Annotated in this window: 14 protein-coding genes; 2 read left to right on the plus strand and 12 right to left on the minus strand. The window is 71.0% G+C overall.

The genetic code is table 11. The features are described 5' to 3' along the window. Positions 1-22 precede the first annotated feature (22 nt). The 10 genes from FF100_RS12555 to FF100_RS12600 form a co-directional block, all read right to left on the minus strand. On the minus strand, positions 23-2719 hold the full coding sequence (locus tag FF100_RS12555; protein ID WP_139036012.1) for a nitrate reductase: 2697 nt from the start codon (positions 2717-2719) through the stop codon (positions 23-25). Between the two features lie 79 nt (positions 2720-2798). After that, entirely contained in the window at positions 2799-3173 is a 375-nt protein-coding gene (locus tag FF100_RS12560) for a helix-turn-helix domain-containing protein (protein WP_139036013.1), read from the minus strand. A gap of 15 nt (positions 3174-3188) precedes the next feature. Beyond that, positions 3189-3443, minus strand: a complete 255-nt coding sequence (locus tag FF100_RS12565; RefSeq protein WP_139036014.1) for a type II toxin-antitoxin system RelE family toxin — start codon at positions 3441-3443, stop codon at positions 3189-3191. 69 nt (positions 3444-3512) lie between these two features. Next, entirely contained in the window at positions 3513-5123 is a 1611-nt protein-coding gene (locus tag FF100_RS12570; protein ID WP_139036015.1) for a sulfite reductase subunit alpha, read from the minus strand. 256 nt (positions 5124-5379) lie between these two features. Next, the gene (locus FF100_RS12575) at positions 5380-7167 is read right to left on the minus strand and encodes a NirA family protein (RefSeq protein WP_139036016.1); all 1788 of its coding nucleotides are present in this window, start codon (positions 7165-7167) and stop codon (positions 5380-5382) included. Between the two features lie 11 nt (positions 7168-7178). Next, the gene (locus FF100_RS12580; RefSeq protein WP_139036017.1) at positions 7179-8414 is read right to left on the minus strand and encodes an NAD(P)/FAD-dependent oxidoreductase; all 1236 of its coding nucleotides are present in this window, start codon (positions 8412-8414) and stop codon (positions 7179-7181) included. A gap of 7 nt (positions 8415-8421) precedes the next feature. Continuing rightward, the gene (locus tag FF100_RS12585) at positions 8422-9216 is read right to left on the minus strand and encodes an ABC transporter ATP-binding protein (RefSeq protein ID WP_139036194.1); all 795 of its coding nucleotides are present in this window, start codon (positions 9214-9216) and stop codon (positions 8422-8424) included. Positions 9217-9243: 27 nt separating this feature from the next. Further along, entirely contained in the window at positions 9244-10104 is an 861-nt protein-coding gene (gene ntrB, locus FF100_RS12590) for a nitrate ABC transporter permease (protein ID WP_139036018.1), read from the minus strand. Continuing rightward, a complete protein-coding gene (locus tag FF100_RS12595; protein WP_139036019.1) occupies positions 10104-11390 on the minus strand; it encodes a CmpA/NrtA family ABC transporter substrate-binding protein in 1287 nt (428 codons plus the stop codon). Before FF100_RS12595 ends, ntrB begins: the two co-directional genes overlap by 1 nt. Positions 11391-11806: 416 nt before the next feature. Then, entirely contained in the window at positions 11807-12748 is a 942-nt protein-coding gene (locus tag FF100_RS12600) for a DMT family transporter (RefSeq protein ID WP_205824847.1), read from the minus strand. 88 nt (positions 12749-12836) lie between these two features. Between FF100_RS12600 and FF100_RS12605 the strand changes: the two genes are divergently transcribed. Continuing rightward, positions 12837-13430: a TetR family transcriptional regulator C-terminal domain-containing protein gene (locus FF100_RS12605; protein ID WP_171070139.1), complete on the plus strand. Its 594-nt coding sequence runs from the start codon at positions 12837-12839 to the stop codon at positions 13428-13430. 106 nt (positions 13431-13536) lie between these two features. Here the strand turns inward: FF100_RS12605 and FF100_RS12610 are convergent, their stop codons facing one another. Beyond that, complete coding sequence (locus FF100_RS12610; protein WP_139036021.1) at positions 13537-14538, minus strand: CmpA/NrtA family ABC transporter substrate-binding protein; 1002 nt, start codon at positions 14536-14538, stop codon at positions 13537-13539. Continuing rightward, positions 14535-15179: an ANTAR domain-containing response regulator gene (locus tag FF100_RS12615; protein ID WP_139036022.1), complete on the minus strand. Its 645-nt coding sequence runs from the start codon at positions 15177-15179 to the stop codon at positions 14535-14537. The genes FF100_RS12610 and FF100_RS12615 overlap by 4 nt, the downstream gene beginning before the upstream one ends. Positions 15180-15399: 220 nt before the next feature. On the opposite strand from FF100_RS12615, the gene FF100_RS12620 reads away from it, so the two are divergent. After that, positions 15400-16050: a hypothetical protein gene (locus FF100_RS12620; protein ID WP_139036023.1), complete on the plus strand. Its 651-nt coding sequence runs from the start codon at positions 15400-15402 to the stop codon at positions 16048-16050. The last annotated feature ends 99 nt before the right edge of the window (positions 16051-16149 follow it).

Raw genomic sequence — 16149 nt, forward strand, 5'->3', positions numbered from 1 at the left:
AATCCTGCGCCATCAGATGCGCCTATGCGGAAGCTGGCGCAAGTTCCCCGGCCTTGAGGTCGGCGGCCAGCAGCTTGCGGATCTCCGGGATGCACGAGCCGCAATTCGTCCCGGCCTTGCAGGCGGCGCCCACCGCCTCGACCCCGTGCGCCCCGCCCTTGATCGCCGCCCGGATCGTGTCGAGCCCGACGGTGTGGCAGGCGCAGACCAGCGGCCCGGTGCCGGCGCTCTCGGCCCGCCCCGAGATCAGGGCCCGGCGGGCGGCGGGCTCGAGCATTTCCTGGGTGCGGAAGAACGCCTTGGCGGCGTCCCAGGTCGGACGTTCGGCCGCGGGGGCGAGCGCCAGGACGCCGAGGAGCTGACCGTCCCGGAAGGCGGCGGCGCGGTAGCGGCCGCGGGCCGGGTCGGCGTACTCGCTCAAGGACGCGCCGGGAAACAGCTCGCGCATCAGGGCGGCGGCTTCCTGCGCCCCGTCCTGGGCGGCGAAGATCAGGCCGGTCGCGCCCTCCAGGCTCGCCCGCGCCCACCACCAGCCGAAGGGCGCGGCCACCGTGTCGCGGGTGATGAGGTAGCCACGGGAGCGGTAGGGCTCGGGGGCGATCGAGGCCGGGGTCGCCTTGAGCTCGGGCTGGCCCGAGACCGGATCGACCGCCCCTTGCGCCAGCGCGCCGACGCGGCCGTCCGAGGTATTGGCCTCGCTCCAGTGCATCGGGGCGAACAGCGAGCCTGCTTGCGCGCCCGTCGTCACCATCACCTCGAGCACCGCGGCACCGTGGGCGGTACGCACCCGGGCGAGGTCGCCGTCGGTGACGCCGGCCGCCGCCGCGTCGTCGGGGTGGATCTCGACGAAGGGCACCGCCCGGTGGGCCGAGAGGCGCGGGCTCTTCCCCGTGCGGGTCAGCGTGTGCCAGTGGTCGCGCACCCGGCCGGTATTGAGGCGCAATGGCAGCGCGTCGCTGGTGGCTTGCGCCAGAACCGGCTTCTGCACCGCGACGAAGCGGGCCTTGCGGTCGCGGGTGAAGAAGCCGCCATTGGCGAAGAACCGCGTCTGCGGCGCCTTGGCCTTGCGGGTCAGCGGCCACTGCACCGGCGCGGCGGCCTCGTAGGCCGCGTCCGTGATGTCGGCGAGCCCGCCGAGGTCGAAGTCGCGGCTGCCGCGATTCTCGAACTCGGACAGGGCGGCGTGCTCGCGGAACACCGCGGCCGCGTTGCCCCAGGCGAAGGCCTTGGCGTGGCCGAGGCGCTTGCCCACCTGCGCCATGATCCACCAATCGGCCTTCGCCTCGCCGGGCGCCGCCAGGAAGGCGCGCTGGCGCGAGATCCGGCGCTCGGAATTGGTCACCGTGCCGTCCTTCTCGCCCCAGCCCAGGGCCGGCAGGACGATGGCGTTGCGCGCCCGCACTGTGTCGGTCTCCGCCACCACCTCGGAGACGACGTAGGTGTCGAGTTTGCCAAGCGCCGCCCGCACCCGGTCGGCCCGGGGCATCGAGACGGCGGGGTTGGTGCCCATCACCCACAGGGCCTTGATCTTGCCGCGCTCGATCGCCTCGAACAGCGCCACCGCCTTCATGCCCTCGCCGGTGATGATCTGGGGCGCGTTCCAGAACCGGCGCACCAAATCGACCTCCTCGGGGGTGAAGTGCATGTGGGCCGCCAGCATGTTGGCGAGCCCGCCGACCTCGCGCCCGCCCATGGCGTTGGGCTGGCCGGTGAGCGAGAACGGCCCCATCCCCGGCTTGCCGATGCGGCCGGTGGCGAGGTGGCAGTTGATGATCGCGTTCGCCTTGTCGGTGCCTTGCGCCGACTGGTTCACGCCCTGCGAGTACGCCGTCACGACCCGGGGCGTGGTGCGAAACAGCGTGAAGAAGGTCTCGACTTCCGCTTCGGTCAGGCCTGTGGCGGCGGCGGTGGCGGCGACCGTCGGGGCGATCTGCCGGGCACGCTCCAGGGCCGGCTCGAAGCCGGCGGTGTGATCGGCGATGTAGCGCGGATCGAGGGCGCCGTTATCGGCGAGGTGGACGAGGAGGCCGGAGAACAGCGCGGTGTCGGAGCCCGGGCGCACGCCGAGGAAGAGGTCGGATTCCTCGCCGGTCTGGGTGCAGCGGGGATCGATGGTGACGATCTTGGTACCGCGCTTCTCCCGCGCATCGAGCATGCGGCGAAACAGGATCGGGTGGCACCAGGCGGTGTTGGAGCCGACCAGCACCAGGAGGTCGGCCTCGTCCAGGTCCTCGTAGCAGCCGGGCACGGTGTCGGAGCCGAAGGCCCGGCGATGCGCCGCCACCGAGGACGACATGCACAGGCGCGAATTGGTGTCGACGTGCGGCGTGCCGATGAAGCCCTTCGCCAGCTTGTTGGCGACGTAGTAATCCTCGGTCAGGAGCTGGCCCGAGAGGTAGAACGCCACCGAGTCCGGCCCGTGCGCCGCGATGGTGCGCTTGAACCCCTCGGCCACCGCGTCGAGCGCCTCGTCCCACGCCACCTGCCGCCCGGCGATCTCGGGGTGCAGCACGCGATCGTCGAGGGAGAGGGTCTCGCCCAGCGCCGACCCCTTCGAGCACAGCCGGCCGAAATTCGCCGGATGCTGCGGATCGCCCGCGACGCTCGCGCCCCCCTGCCCGTCCGGCCGGGCGAGCACGCCGCAGCCGACGCCGCAATACGGGCAGGTGGTCCGGACGGGGGCGGCCTCGGGAGGGAGGGCCGGCACGTGCAGGTTCATCGCAGGAGCCTTTCGCCGGGCGTGGGGTGGGGACGGTGGTTGGGGGGCAAGCAAGCGGTGGGCCGTTGCGGCCCGCCGATCAGCCGAGCAGATCGTCCAGGCTGACGTTGAGAACCGTTGCGATCTTGCGATAGGTCTCGACCGTGCCGTCCCGTTTGCCGGTCTCGATCTGCGACAGGTAGGCCTGCGAGAGATCGGCCTGCTCGGCGAGTCCCGCGGCGCTCAAGGCCCGATGCTCGCGCCAGACCCGCACCCGGTTCTCGCCAGACAGAAGACGATCGACGATCGCCGCCGGGATCAGCTCCTCGTCCCCTGCGGCGAGGCGCTGGCGAAATTCGGCCACGGCGAGGCGGTCGGCGTTGTCCTCCGCAGCATCGAGGAGTGCCTGATAGTCGGTCTCGGCCAGGACGATCAGGGTGTCTCCGGCCGGGGTCGTGATCCGCTGGGTGTTCATGGGCGCGAGGTCCGATCAATCGTAGGCGCTGGAGCGCGGGGCGACCCGGATGACCGCCAGCACCACGCCATCTTCCGTGAACAGCACGCGCCAGTCGCCGACGCGCAGCCGAAAAACGCCGGGCTCCCCTTTCAGCGCCCTCACATTGTTGGCCTGCGCCTGAGGGGCGGAGGCATATTGCTCGACCTTCGCGCGGATGAGTGCCGACACATTGGTCGGCATCGGGCTCAAGGTCCGCAGGGCGCCCTTGCTGTAAGCGATCTGCAGCATGCCCAATCATAGCATATCGCTAATCGCTGCGCAGGCCCGTCCGCGGCTGCCAACCGTGACGCAGCGGTCTCAATACACGTCCGCCTGATACCGGTTCGCCTTCTTCAGCGCCGCGAGATAGGCCACCGCCTCCTCCGGGCTCTTGCCGCCATGGGTCGCCGCCACGTCGATGATCGCGCGCTCGACGTCCTTGGCCATGCGCTTGGCGTCGCCGCAGACGTAGAAATGGGCGCCCTCCTCGAACCAGCGCCACAGCTCGCGGCCGTTCTCGCGCATCCGGTCCTGGACGTAGGTCTTCTCGCCCCCGTCGCGCGACCAGGCGAGCGACAGGCGGGTCAGCACGCCCTGGTCCTTCAGGCCGTTCAGCTCGTCGCGGTAGAAGAAGTCCGAGGCCTGGCGCTGGTGGCCGAAGAACAGCCAGTTCTTGCCCGGCGCCGCGGTGGCGGCGCGCTCGCGCAGGAAGGCGCGGAACGGCGCGATGCCGGTGCCGGGGCCGACCATGATGACCGGGGTCTCGGGCGATTCCGGCAGGCCGAAGCCGTGGGCCTTCTGGAGGTAGACCTTCACCTTGGCGGTCTCGGACAGGCGCTCGCCGAGATGGGTCGAGGCGACGCCGAGGCGCAGGCGCGAGCGGTGGCTGTAGCGCACCGCGTCGACAGTGAGCGAGACCCGGCCCGGATCGGCCTTCGGTGAGGACGAGATCGAGTAGAGCCGCGGCTGCAACTCGTCGAGGGCCTCCAAGAAGACCTCGGCATCGGGGCGGGCGCCCGGGAATTTATGCAGGGCGCCGAGCACGTCGAGATAGGCCGCATCGCCATCCGGATCCTCGCCGGCGCTGAGCGACTGGGCCTTCTTGCGCTGCGCGCCGGAGGTGAGAAGCGAGAGGAGCTGGAACAGCCCGTCCGGCGCGCCGCCGAGCGAGTAGTTGGTGAGCAGGTGGTCGCGCAGGGTCTTCTCGCCGAGCTTCGTCGCGATGACCCGCTCCGGCCGGGCGCCGAGCTCGGCGATGACCGCGTCGGCGAGCGCCGGGGCGTTGGCCGGGAAGAGGCCGAGGGAATCGCCGACGACGTAGTCGATGCCGGTGCCGGCGAGATCGATCTCGATATGCCAGGTTTCCTTCTCGCCGCCCGGCGCGTTGAGGCGGCGGCGCGAGAGGAACACCGCCTCGGCCGGGTTCTCACGGCACTGGCCGTATGGGCCGACCGGCGCCTCGGCCTTCGGAGCCTCGTCGGAGGCCGCCGCAGCGCCGGCCGGGGCTGCGGTGCCGAACTCCGCCTCCAGCTTCTTCAGCATCCGGAGCGTCTCCTTGCCGCCCGGCTGGCAGAGGTTCAGGCGCTCCTCCTTCTTGAGGAACAGGGCGTTGGCATAATCGGCGCAGTTGTAGCCGCACTGGCCGCAATCCTGCTGGGCCATGGCGGCCATCAGCTTCTGCGGCTCGGAGCGGTCCTTGGCGAGCGCCATGCGGTCGTCGAGCCCCATCGACGGGTCGTGCCAGGGCGCGTCGCCATTGTCGGCCAGCGCCGGGCCGCCGGGCGCCTCGCCGGCCCCGAGCGCCGTGGCGCCCTCGATGGCCGGCCCGAGCAGGGCCGCGAAGTAGCCCGACAGCCAGGCGCGCTGGTCGGGGTTGAAGGGGGCGGATTCGGGGATCAGGACGAGCGGGGGAGCGACGTGCTGGGTCATCGGAGGGTACCGCGGAAGAGTGGCGTTCGACCGGTGAGGCACCGGGTTCTCCTCTCCCCGCGGGCGGGGAGAGGGTCACGGCCCCCTCGTCGGGGCCGTGACAAGCGCAGGCGAAGCCGGAGCGAGGGTGAGGGGGTGTTTCCGGAGGAGCCACATTCGGCACTTCCCCCTCACCCCCGCCCTGCGGGCTTGCCGCGCCCCCGACCGGGGGGCGCAGCCCTCTCCCCGCCCGCGGGGAGAGGAGGAAGACCGGAGGCTACTCGGCCGCCTCCAGCAGCCGCTCGCCGGCGAGGCCCTTCAGCGCCTCGGGGCCGCGGCGGGCGGTATAGGCCTGGAAGCTCTCCTCCGGGCCGGTGCGGTGGCTGAGGTAGTCGTTGAGCAGGGTCTCGACCCGGCCGGGGCAGTCCTCGGCCTTCACGGCCTTCCAGATCTCGGTGCCGATCTTGGCCGCCTCGCCGAAGCCGCCGCCGACCACGATGTCGTAGCCCTCGACGGTGTCGCCCTCCTCGCTCACCACCACCTTGGCGCCGATGAGCCCGATATCGCCGATATAGTGCTGGGCGCAGGAATGGTGGCAGCCGGTGAGGTGGACGTTGACCGGCACGTCGAGCCCCGGCACCGCCGCCTCGACATGGTCGGCGATGAGCAGCGCGTGGCCCTTGGTGTCGGAGGCGGCGAACTTGCAGCCGCGGTTGCCGGTGCAGGCGACGAGGCCGGCGCGGATGCTCGATGCCTTGGTGGACAGGCCGAGCGCCGCGACGCGCGATTCGACCTCGGCCACCTTGTCGTCGGGCACGCCCGAGAACAGGAAGTTCTGCCACACGGTCAGGCGGATCTGCCCGTCGCCGCATTCCTGGGCGATCTTGGCCAGCGCCCGCATCTGGTCGGTGGTCATCTTGCCGACCGGCAGCACCACGCCGATCCAGTTCAGGCCGGGCTGGACTTGGGCATGCACGCCGACATGGGCGTAGCGGTCGAACCCGCCGCGGGGCTTCACATGGGCCGGATCGACCCGATCCAGCTTGCGGCCGAGCTTCTCCTCGACGGCGGCGAGGTACTTGTCGTAACCCCAGGCGTCGAGGACGTATTTCATCCGCGCCTTGTTGCGGTTGGTGCGGTCGCCGTTCTCGATGAAGACCCGCAGGATCGCGTCGGCGACGGCGTTGCACTCCCGCGGCCGCAGCACCACGCCGGTGTCGCGGGCGATGTCGCGGTGGCCGGTGATGCCGCCGAGGACGAGGCGCATCCAGAGCCCCGGCTCGACCGCCGCTCCTTCCGTCACCTCGACCGCCTGGAAGCCGATGTCGTTGGTCTCCTCGAGCACCGGCAGCACGCCGCCGCCGTCGAAGGCGACGTTGAACTTGCGCGGCAGGCCGTAGAGCGAGCGGTCGTTGAGGATGTGGTTGTGCCAGGACTTGGCGAGCGGGCGGGTGTCGAGCAGTTCCTGGGCGTCGATGCCGGCGGTCGGCGAGCCGGTGACGTTGCGGATGTTGTCGGCGCCGGTGCCCCGCGCCGTGAGGCCGAGATCGATCAGCCCGTCGAGGAAGGGCTGGCCGTGCTCGGGCGAGATCTCCCGCACCTGGAGGTTGGCGCGCGTCGTGACGTGGCTGTAGCCGCCGCCATGGGCATCGGCGAGGTCGGCGATGCCGGCGAACTGCCAGTGGTGCAGGATGCCGTTCGGGATCCGCAGCCGGCACATGTAGGAGTTCTGGGCCGGCGCGACCCAGAACAGGCCGTGATAGCGCCAGCGGAAATTGTCCTCGGGCTTCGGCGCCTTGCCGGTCGCGGCCTCGGCGATCAGCCGGTTGTGGCCGTCGAACGGGTTCTCGGCCCGCTTCCATTTCTCCTGCTCGGCCAGCTTGCCGCCGTTCTTCACGGTGCGGTCCTGCGCCTTGAGGTGGATCGCGTCCGGGCCGGTCGGCTCCGCGGGCGGGGCCGAGGCGGCGCCTCCGCCGGCGAGGCCGCCGGTCATGCGGATTGCGGCGATGCCGTGGGAGAAGCCTTCGAGGTAGCGCTTCTGCTCGGCGTTGAAGTCGTCGACCATCACGGGCTCCTTCACGCTGCGAGGGGTTGGGGGGCAGGAATTTCGGGGGAGACCGGGCGCCCGAACATCAGGTCGTCCCGGTCGTCGGGGCCGAGTGCGTCGCCGGTGCGGATCAGGGTCTTGCACCAGCCCTGCTCGGCGACGTCGCCGACGAAGACCGCGCCGATCAGCCGGTCGCCGTCGATCACGAGCTTGCGGTAGAGGCCGGTGGCCGGGTCGCTCCAGGTCACCGCCTCGGCACCCTCGGGCACGTCGACCGCACCGGCGGAGAAGACCGGCAGTCCCGAGACCTTCAGGCTCGTGGCGAGCGAGGTGCCGGCATAGGCCGCCTCGACGCCGCAGAGGTGGCGGGCCAGCACCTCGGCCTGCTCGTAGGCCGGCTCGACCAGGCCGTAGGTCTGGCCGCGATGCTCGGCGCATTCGCCGAGCGCGTAGATGCCCGGCACCGAGGTCGCCATCGTGTCGTTCACGCGGATGCCGCGGCCGACCTCGAGCCCGGCGCTGGCGGCGAGCGCGGTCGAGGGGCGGACGCCGACCGACATCACCACGAGATCGGCCGGCAGCACCGTGCCGTCGGAGAGAACCAGGCGCTCGACCTTGCCGTCGCCCTCGACCGCGGCGGTGTCGGCTTTCAGGATCACCCGGACGCCGCGGGCCTCCATCGCCTCGCGCACCAGGCTGGCCGCGGCGTGGTCGAGCTGGCGCTCCATCAGCCGGTCCATGACGTGCAGCAGCGTGGTGTCGACGCCGAGGCGGGCCAGGCCCACCGCCGCCTCGAGCCCGAGGAGCCCGCCGCCGATCACGATGGCCTTCGCGCCCGTCACCGCCGCCCGGCGAATCGCCGCGACGTCGGCGAGGTCGCGGAAGGTGATGACGCCGGGCAGGTCCATGCCGGGTTTCGGCAGCCGGATCGGTACCGAGCCGACCGCCAGCACCAGCTTGTCGTAGGGCAGCACCAACCCCTCGCCGACCCGCACGATGCGCTCGGCGGTGTCGATCGCGGTGACCGGCGCGCCGGTGACGAGCGTGATGCCGTGCTCGGCGTACCAGTCGAGTCCGCGGAAGGTGCAGGCCGCCTCGTCGACCTCGCCGCCCAGCAGCGACGACAAGAGCACCCGGTTGTACGCCGCCACCGGCTCGGCCCCGACGCAGGTGACGTCGAAGCGGCCGGGGGCGGTTTCGGTCAGCCGCTCCAGGAAGCGGAGCGAGGCCATGCCGTTGCCGATGACGACGAGGCGATCAGACATGGCGCGCTCAGGCCGCGATCGCGGGCTTGGCGTGGCGGGCGTAGAGGAATTCCAGCACCTCGGCCCGGGCGTGGGTGTAGGTCGGGTCCTCGACCAGCTCGAGGCGCTTGCGCGGCCGGGAAAGCGGCACCGACAGCACCTCGCCGATCGTGGCCGACGGCCCGTTCGTCATCATCACGATCCGGTCCGAGAGCAGCACCGCCTCGTCGACGTCGTGGGTGATCATGATGACGGTGTTCCTCAGCCGCAGGTGGATCTCCATCAGCTGGTCCTGGAGATGCGCCCGGGTCAGCGCGTCGAGGGCGCCGAACGGCTCGTCCATCAGGAGCACCTTCGGCTCCATGGCGAGTGCCCGGGCGATGCCGACGCGCTGCTTCATGCCGCCGGAGATCTCGTGCGGCCGCTTCTCGGCGGCGTGGGTCATGTTGACGAGGGCGAGATTGTGCTCGATCCAGTCGCGGCGCTCCGCCCGGCTCTTCTTCGCCTTCAGCACCTTGTCGACGGCGAGCGCGACGTTCTCGCGCACCGTGAGCCAGGGCAGGAGCGAGTGGTTCTGGAACACCACCGCCCGCTCCGGCCCGGGGCTGTTGACCTCCTTGTCGTCGAGGAGGACGCAGCCGGTCGAGGCCTTGAGCAGGCCCGCCACGATGTTGAGCACCGTCGACTTGCCGCAGCCGGAATGGCCGATCAGCGAGACGAACTCGCCCTTCTCGATCTTCAGGTTGACGTCGCGCAAAACCTCCGTGGTGCGCCCGCCGCGGGTGAAGCTGATGCCGACCTGTTCGAGGCTGAGATGGGTCACGTTGGGAGTGGTCATCGGGGGCCTCCCTCAGGCCGTGGCGGTGCCGCGGGTGACGAGGTGGCCGAGGCCGGCGACGAGGCGGTCGAGCACGAAGCCGATCACCCCGACATAGACCAGGGCCACGATGATCTCGCTGATGTGCGAGGAGTTCCAGGCATCCCAGATGAAGAAGCCGATGCCGACGCCGCCGATCAGCATCTCCGCCGCCACGATGGCGAGCCAGGACAGGCCGACGCCGATGCGCAGGCCGGTGAAGATGTACGGCGCCGCCGAGGGCAGCATCACCTTGCCGAAGAACTCGAAGGCGTTGAGGCGCAGGACCGCGGCGACGTTGCGGTAATCCTGCGGGATGTTGCGGATGCCGACCGCGGTGTTGATGATGATCGGCCAGATCGAGGTGATGAAGATCACGAAGATCGCCGAGGGCTGGCCGTCGCGGAAGGCGGCGAGCGACAGCGGCAGCCAGGCGAGCGGCGGGATGGTGCGCAGGACCTGGAAGATCGGGTCGAGGCCGCGCATCGCCCATTCGGACTGGCCGACGAGCGTCCCGAGCAGCACGCCGGCCACCACCGCCAGGGCGAAGCCCAGCGCCACGCGCTGGAGGCTGGCGGTGATGTGCCAGAACAGCCCCTTGTCGGTGCCGCCATTGTCGTAGAACGGGTGGGCGATGATGTCCCACGCCTCCGTCACCACCCGCGAGGGCGGCGGCAGGCCGGCGCCGGGGCGCTGGCACAACACCTCCCAGAGCAGCAGGAACACCGCCAGCACCACGAGCGGCGGCACGATCCGGAGCGCCAGACCTTTGACGGCGGCGCGGGTGACGAGGGGCGCGCGGGCCCCCTCGGCTTTGGCGGCGCCGACGCGCCCGATGCTTAATCCGAGGGCCATCACGCCACCTTCTTGATGCCGAGGCTGTTGAGGTACGCGGCGGGATCCGCCGGATCGAAGACCTTGCCGTCGAAGAAGGTCTCCTTGCCGCGGGAGGTCGAGGCCGGGGCGGTGACGCCCATGCCCTTCGCCACCTCGCGCCAGATGTCCTCGCGGTTGACCTTCTCGATCAGCGCCTTTGCGTCGGTCTGGGGATCGAACTTGCCCCAGCGGATGTCCTCGGTGATGAACCAGAGATCGTGCGACTTGTACGGGTACGACGCGTTGTCGGCCCAGTACTTCATGATGTGCGGGCTGTTCGCGACCTTGCGGCCGTCGCCGTAATCGAACTCACCCTTCATCCGCTTGACGACGTCGGTGGCCGGGACGTTGATCCACTGGCGCTTGGCGACGATGCCGGCGAGCTCGTCGCGGTTCTCCGGCTTGTCGCACCATTGCTGCGCCTCCATGACGGCGGCGAGCAGGGCCTTGGCGGCGTTCGGGTACTTGTCGACCCAGGCGGCGCGCATGCCGAGCGCCTTCTCCGGGTGGTCCTTCCACAATTCGCCGGTGGTCAGCGCGGTGTAGCCGATGCCCTGCGTGATCAGCTGCTCGTTCCACGGCTCGCAGACGCAGAAGCAGTCCATCGTGCCGACCTTCATGTTCGCCACCATCTGGGGCGGCGGCACGACGATGGTCTCGATGTCCTTGTCGGGATCGATGCCGCCGGCGGCGAGCCAGTAGCGGATCCAGAGGTCGTGGGTGCCGCCCGGGAAGGTCATGGCGGCCTTGACCGACTTGCCCGACGCCTTCTTGCGCTCCAAGGCCGCCTTGAAGGGCTTCGCGTCGAGGGCGACCTTGTCGCCCATATGTTCCTTGGCGACCGAGATGCACTGACCCGCGAGGTTGAGCCGGGCCAGGATGTACATCGGGACGGGGACGTTGTTCTGCGTCACCCGGCCGGCGCTGATCAGGTACGGCATCGGGGTCAGGATGTGGGCCCCGTCGATGCCGTTGCCCTCGGATCCCAGCACCAGGTTGTCCCGGGTGGTGCCCCAGGAGGCCTGCTTCAACACCTCGACGTCGGGCATCCCGTGCTTGGCGAAGATGCCCTTCTCCTTGGCGACGAAGAGGGGAGCGGCGTCGGTGAGCGCGATGAAGCCGAGCTTGGCACCCTTCACCTCGGGCCCGGCTCCTTGCGCGAAGGCGCCGCCCGGCAGGGCGACGCGGCTGGCCGCCGCCAGCGACAGGGCGCCGGCCGCCCCCTGGAGGAGGCCGCGACGCGTGGTGTGCTCAACGCTGCTCATCGATACTCCGCCCTCAAAGCCCCGCGCCGTGACGGCGCGCGATCCGGTGCCGAACGCAAAAAACCGCTGCCCAAGGTCTTCCGCCGGCCGCGCAGATGCGGGCCCACAGGGGAACTCGGGTCAGCGGCTCTGCTGACGGTCGGTGCCCGTCGACGCTGACGGACAGGGGAGGAGGAGCAGGTTCCGTGCCAACTGCCTCGTGGGCCAATCAAGTGGTTGAAATTGGTATCATTCGCAGCTTGGCCGGAATGCCCAGGATAGCGGCTGGGCCGGCGGGTGCGATGCACAAAAGGTAGGCTGGACGGGTGGGGAAATGGGCAGCCGTGCCGTGATCGGGGATAGCGCCCGCTCTTCGGGCAATGCCCGTCAGCAAGCCCGGGCGTGGGGCCGCTTGCGTCCCGGTCCCGGCGGCTCCGTCACGGCCGGGCCGCGGGCGCTCGGCATCGTTCGCGAGGATGCCGCGTCGACGGCGTCGCGTCGCCCGACGACGGGTGTGCCCGTCCTGGCGCCCTTCCCTTCGGCCGCTCCCTCAGGGTCGGAGCGAGGTACCAGACGACGGCGGCCAGAACGATCACGCCGCCCAGCAGCGCGCCCGGGCTGGGATCCTCGGACATCACGATCCACACCCAGAGGGGCCCGAGCACCACGTCGAGAAGGCCGATCAGCGCCGCCTCGGTCGACGGGATGTGACGGCTGCCCAGCAGGAACAGCAGGAAAGAGAGCGCCGTCGTCAGGATGCCCAGGGCGGCGAGAAGCGCCAGGGTGGTCAGGCCCGGCACGGGACCCGACGACAGGGGCAGGGCCACCAGCACGCACCAGAATGCCGCGACCGCGTTGACCCGGACGAGATCGATCCGCTCGAAGCGGCGCGCCAGGATCAGAAGCCCGGCGAAGGCGACCGTCATCACGACCGCGAGCCCGTTCCCGGCCACATCGTCGACGCGCATCGACTGACCGGCGACCGCCAGGACTCCGGTCAGGGACACCGCGCTCGCGATCACGATCCGCCGCGACGAGCGTTCGCCCAGCAGCAGCCACGCCAGCCCCGCCGTGGCAAAGGGGAGCGTCGCGTAGACGATCAGGACGTTGGCGACGCTCGTCAGGGTGAGCGACGCGGCATAGGCGGCCATCGTGACGGCGGCCAGAACCGACGCGCCGAGACCGACCCACCCGAATGTGGCGTCGCGGGCGGGTCGGAGGATCGAGAGCGCCAGAAGGGCGAGGCCGGCGAACACCGAGCGCCACGCGATCAGGTCCCAGACCGGCAGATCGATCAGGCGCACGAACAGCCCGGCGAGGCTCCAGAGGAACGTCGCGGCCGTCACGAGGACGAGCCCGTACCGGCGTCGGTGATCCATGCCCACATTCCCTCAAGCGTCGACGATTAAGACGACCGGTCTACTTGTAGCGTTGACGCGTCGAGACGACCAGTCTAATTTTTGCGCCATGGCACGACGAGACACGCGCGACCTCCTGATCGCGGAGGGCCTCAAGGCCTTCCTCGCCCGCGGCTATGAGGGGATCGGCATCCAGCCCATCCTGTCCGGGGCGGGCGTTCCGAAGGGATCCTTCTACAACTTCTTCCCGAGCAAGGAGGCCTACGCGCTCGAGGTCATCGACGCCTACGCGGCGCGCTACGAGGCCTTCCGGCTTGCCTGCTTCGCAACGGACGGCCCACCCCTGCGACGCCTGCGGCATTACTTCGAGGCGCTGGAGGCGGAGATGGCCGAGGCCGGCGAGACCGGCGGATGCCTCTACGGCGTCCTGGCCCAGACCAGTGCGCCGCACAGCGAGGCGCTTCGCTCACGGCTGAAGGCGGCCTTCGCCCACTGGCGCGCCCAGATCGCCGATCTCCTCGAGACCGCGAAGGCGGCTGGCGAGCTGGCGCCCGCGACCGAATCCGTCGCGCTCGCGGACGCCATCATCGACGCCTACGAGGGCGCCGCCGTACGCGCGCGGGCGGAGGGTGACACGGCTCCGATGCGACGCTTTCGTCGAGTGACGATGGAAGCGCTCCTGTCGGCCGCCACGATGCCTTGAGCACGATCCCATCGACGACCTGACCGCAACCCGCTGCGCAGACGGCAGCGGAATGGATGGGGGTCCTATGAATTAGGTTCTCTTGGCTACGGGATTGCGGACCGGCTCACGCCGCCGCCAGCAGATCCGGCCGGTAGAGGTCCGCTGCCGCCTCCGGCACCGCCCCCGCCTTGACCTGGCCCGCCGCCGCCATCTCGTCGGCGAGCCAGGACAGGGCGGCCGGGTCGGGGGTGAGCTCCGGCTCGCCGAGCACCAGGTAATCTCCCGCCTCGGCCATCGGCCCGCCGGGGCCCAGGTGCAAGGCCCCGACCAAGCCCCGCAGGATCAGCGCCGGATCGAGGCCGAGATGGCGCGGGGCGCCGAGCAACGCCGCCAGATCCGCGCGGTTGTCCGGATCGCCGCACCAGCGGGCGCTGCGCTTGAGAGCGCGCAGCAACGGGGCGGCGCGGTCCTCCATCTCGGCGGGGAGGGCCAGCACCTTCTCCGGGCAATCCGGGGCGATCGCGCTGCCGAGCGCCACGATGCGGCCGACCCCGGCCTCGACCGCGACGCTGCTCCAGGGCGCGCCGACGCAGAATCCGTCGATCCGGCCGCTCTCCAGCGCCGCGACGGTGCGGGGCGGCGGCACCACCACGAGGCGGACGGAGGCGAGCGAGCTGCCGCCGGAGGCCAGCAAGCGCCGCAACTGGTAGGTGTGGCTGGAATAAGGATGGACGGTGGCGAGCGTCAGCGGGCGTCCCTCCGCCGCCCGGGCTTCCGCCACCCGGGCGAGCGCGTGCGCCACGTCGGCCAAGGCGTCGGATTTTGCATCGAGTGCCTGCCAGAGCGGCAGCGACAGGGTCACGGCATTGCCGTTGCGGGCGAGCGCCGCCGGGGCGATCAGGCGGGCCTGCGGACCGCAGAGCCCCAGGTGGCAGGCGAGCGCCAGCGGCGCCAGCATGTGGGCGCCGTCGAGGAGACCGAGCGCAAGGTGGTCGCGCAAGGTCGCCCAGGAGGGTTCGGCCACGAGATCGACCTCGAGCCCCTCCCCCGCCGTGAAGCCGCGCTCCACCGCCGCGATCAGCACCGCGGCGTCGGTGAGCGGGACGTAGCCGAGCTGGAGCCTCATCCGAGCAGGTCCGCGGCGGTGACGATGGCGCGGGCGATGTCGACGATCTTGCGCTTCTCGTTCATGGCCTTGCGCCGGAGCTGCTTGTAGGCCTCGTCCTCGGTCAGCCCCTTGGCGCTCATCAGGATGCCCTTGGCGCGCTCGATCAGCTTGCGGTCGGCAAGCTCGCTCTTCGCCTCGGACAGCTCGCGCTGCAAGCGCGCGAAGGCGTTGAAGCGCAGGATCGCGATCTCGATGATCGGCTTGATCCGCTCGGCGCGCAAACCGTCGACGATGTAGGCCGAGATGCCGGCATCGACCGCCGCCTGCATCATCGGCGCGTCGGTGCGGTCGACGAACATCGCCACCGGCCGCTCGACCAGGCGCGAGACCCCGAACATCTGCTCCAGCAGGTCGCGGCTCGGGCTCTCGAGATGGATCACCACCACGTCGGGCGAGAGGGCGGAGAGCCGGTCGAGGAGGTCGGCGGTGTCGGGGATCACCACCACCCGGGCGCCCTCGACGGCCCGCAGGCCCTCCTCCAGGATCGCGGCCCGGGCGCGGCTCGGGTCGACGACGGCGATGGTGAGGGACTCGCCCGGGGACGGGCCGGGAGAGGCCGGGGCGGGAGAGGCCGAGGAAGGCGTTGCGCGGTCGGGCATGTCGGCGTCGGATCACGCAAGTGTTGGGCCTGAGGGCGCAGGACCGCGCCTTCGACCGCCCCTTACCGCAAGGAGACCCCGAGCGGGAGGGCCACGATGGGCGGAGCGCGGGCGCGCAGCCCTGGCGATCCGCCGGCCGACACGAAAGCGCAAAGAAACGGCCCCGCTTCGGCCCGAAACCCGGGCTTCACTCCGACGCTCTTTCGGCAGGGAGGTTCGGATGCGGCAGAACGGGCGGAGGGGCGACATCGCGGGTGTCAGCATCGGAAGCCTGCCCGGCGCGTCGCGGGGCACCCTGCCGCTGTTACCCACCGCCTGCGTGGCGATCTGCCTGGCGGCGGGCTCGCTCTACTGGCGCGAGGCGCCGCCGCGGGCGCCGGAGGGCCAGGTCGCCGCGATGCAGCCGCTGCCGCCCGGCGCCGACCTGTTCCGGATCGTCCCGGACGGCGAGGGCCGGGTGCGGGCCCCCTACCCGCTCGAATTCGAGCAGCCGTTCCCGCTCGTCGCCGGCCTGCCGGCGGAGGCGGCGGCGCCGGTGCTGCCGGTCGTCGAGAGCCGGGAGCCCGAGGTCAAGGAGACCGAGAGCAGGGCCCCGCGCCGCGCCGCGCCGCATCGCCCCCGGGCGGTCCCCTCCCTCGCGGGCGTAAGGCCGCCGGCCCGGCCGGACGACCTCAAGGTCGCCAAGGCGGTTCCCGACAAGGGGCCGGGCGCCGAATCCGCGTCCCGCACGGCGAGCGCCGCCGAACGTCCGGCGCCGTGGCTGCCCTTCGCGCCGACCGGCCGGCTGGTGACCCAGAGCATGGTGGCCCTCGGCGAGGGCGTCACCAATGCGGGCGCCGCGATGATCGACCTGATCGACCGGCGGCGCTGAAGCCAGGGTCGGGCCGGAGGAGCGGATGCCCGATCGGGATCGAGAGGGCGTGAGCCCGGGTTGGACCTAAGGGGAGGGCCGCTCTAGCTAACGGCGTCA

Origin of the sequence: Methylobacterium terricola (assembly GCF_006151805.1) — a bacterium.
Classification (GTDB): Bacteria; Pseudomonadota; Alphaproteobacteria; order Rhizobiales; family Beijerinckiaceae; genus Methylobacterium; species Methylobacterium terricola.

What these genes read in the sequence shown, in the direction of transcription:
- FF100_RS12575 (WP_139036016.1), bottom strand. Translation starts at nt 7,167, where the DNA reads ATGGTCGACGACTTCAACGCCGAGCAGAAGCGCTACCTCGAAGGCTTC.
- FF100_RS12610 (WP_139036021.1), bottom strand. Translation starts at nt 14,538, where the DNA reads ATGAGGCTCCAGCTCGGCTACGTCCCGCTCACCGACGCCGCGGTGCTG.
- FF100_RS12605 (WP_171070139.1), top strand. Translation starts at nt 12,837, where the DNA reads ATGGCACGACGAGACACGCGCGACCTCCTGATCGCGGAGGGCCTCAAG.
- FF100_RS12615 (WP_139036022.1), bottom strand. Translation starts at nt 15,179, where the DNA reads ATGCCCGACCGCGCAACGCCTTCCTCGGCCTCTCCCGCCCCGGCCTCT.
- FF100_RS12555 (WP_139036012.1), bottom strand. Translation starts at nt 2,719, where the DNA reads ATGAACCTGCACGTGCCGGCCCTCCCTCCCGAGGCCGCCCCCGTCCGG.
- FF100_RS12560 (WP_139036013.1), bottom strand. Translation starts at nt 3,173, where the DNA reads ATGAACACCCAGCGGATCACGACCCCGGCCGGAGACACCCTGATCGTC.
- ntrB (WP_139036018.1), bottom strand. Translation starts at nt 10,104, where the DNA reads ATGGCCCTCGGATTAAGCATCGGGCGCGTCGGCGCCGCCAAAGCCGAG.
- FF100_RS12595 (WP_139036019.1), bottom strand. Translation starts at nt 11,390, where the DNA reads ATGAGCAGCGTTGAGCACACCACGCGTCGCGGCCTCCTCCAGGGGGCG.
- FF100_RS12600 (WP_205824847.1), bottom strand. Translation starts at nt 12,748, where the DNA reads ATGGATCACCGACGCCGGTACGGGCTCGTCCTCGTGACGGCCGCGACG.
- FF100_RS12570 (WP_139036015.1), bottom strand. Translation starts at nt 5,123, where the DNA reads ATGACCCAGCACGTCGCTCCCCCGCTCGTCCTGATCCCCGAATCCGCC.
- FF100_RS12620 (WP_139036023.1), top strand. Translation starts at nt 15,400, where the DNA reads ATGCGGCAGAACGGGCGGAGGGGCGACATCGCGGGTGTCAGCATCGGA.
- FF100_RS12580 (WP_139036017.1), bottom strand. Translation starts at nt 8,414, where the DNA reads ATGTCTGATCGCCTCGTCGTCATCGGCAACGGCATGGCCTCGCTCCGC.
- FF100_RS12565 (WP_139036014.1), bottom strand. Translation starts at nt 3,443, where the DNA reads ATGCTGCAGATCGCTTACAGCAAGGGCGCCCTGCGGACCTTGAGCCCG.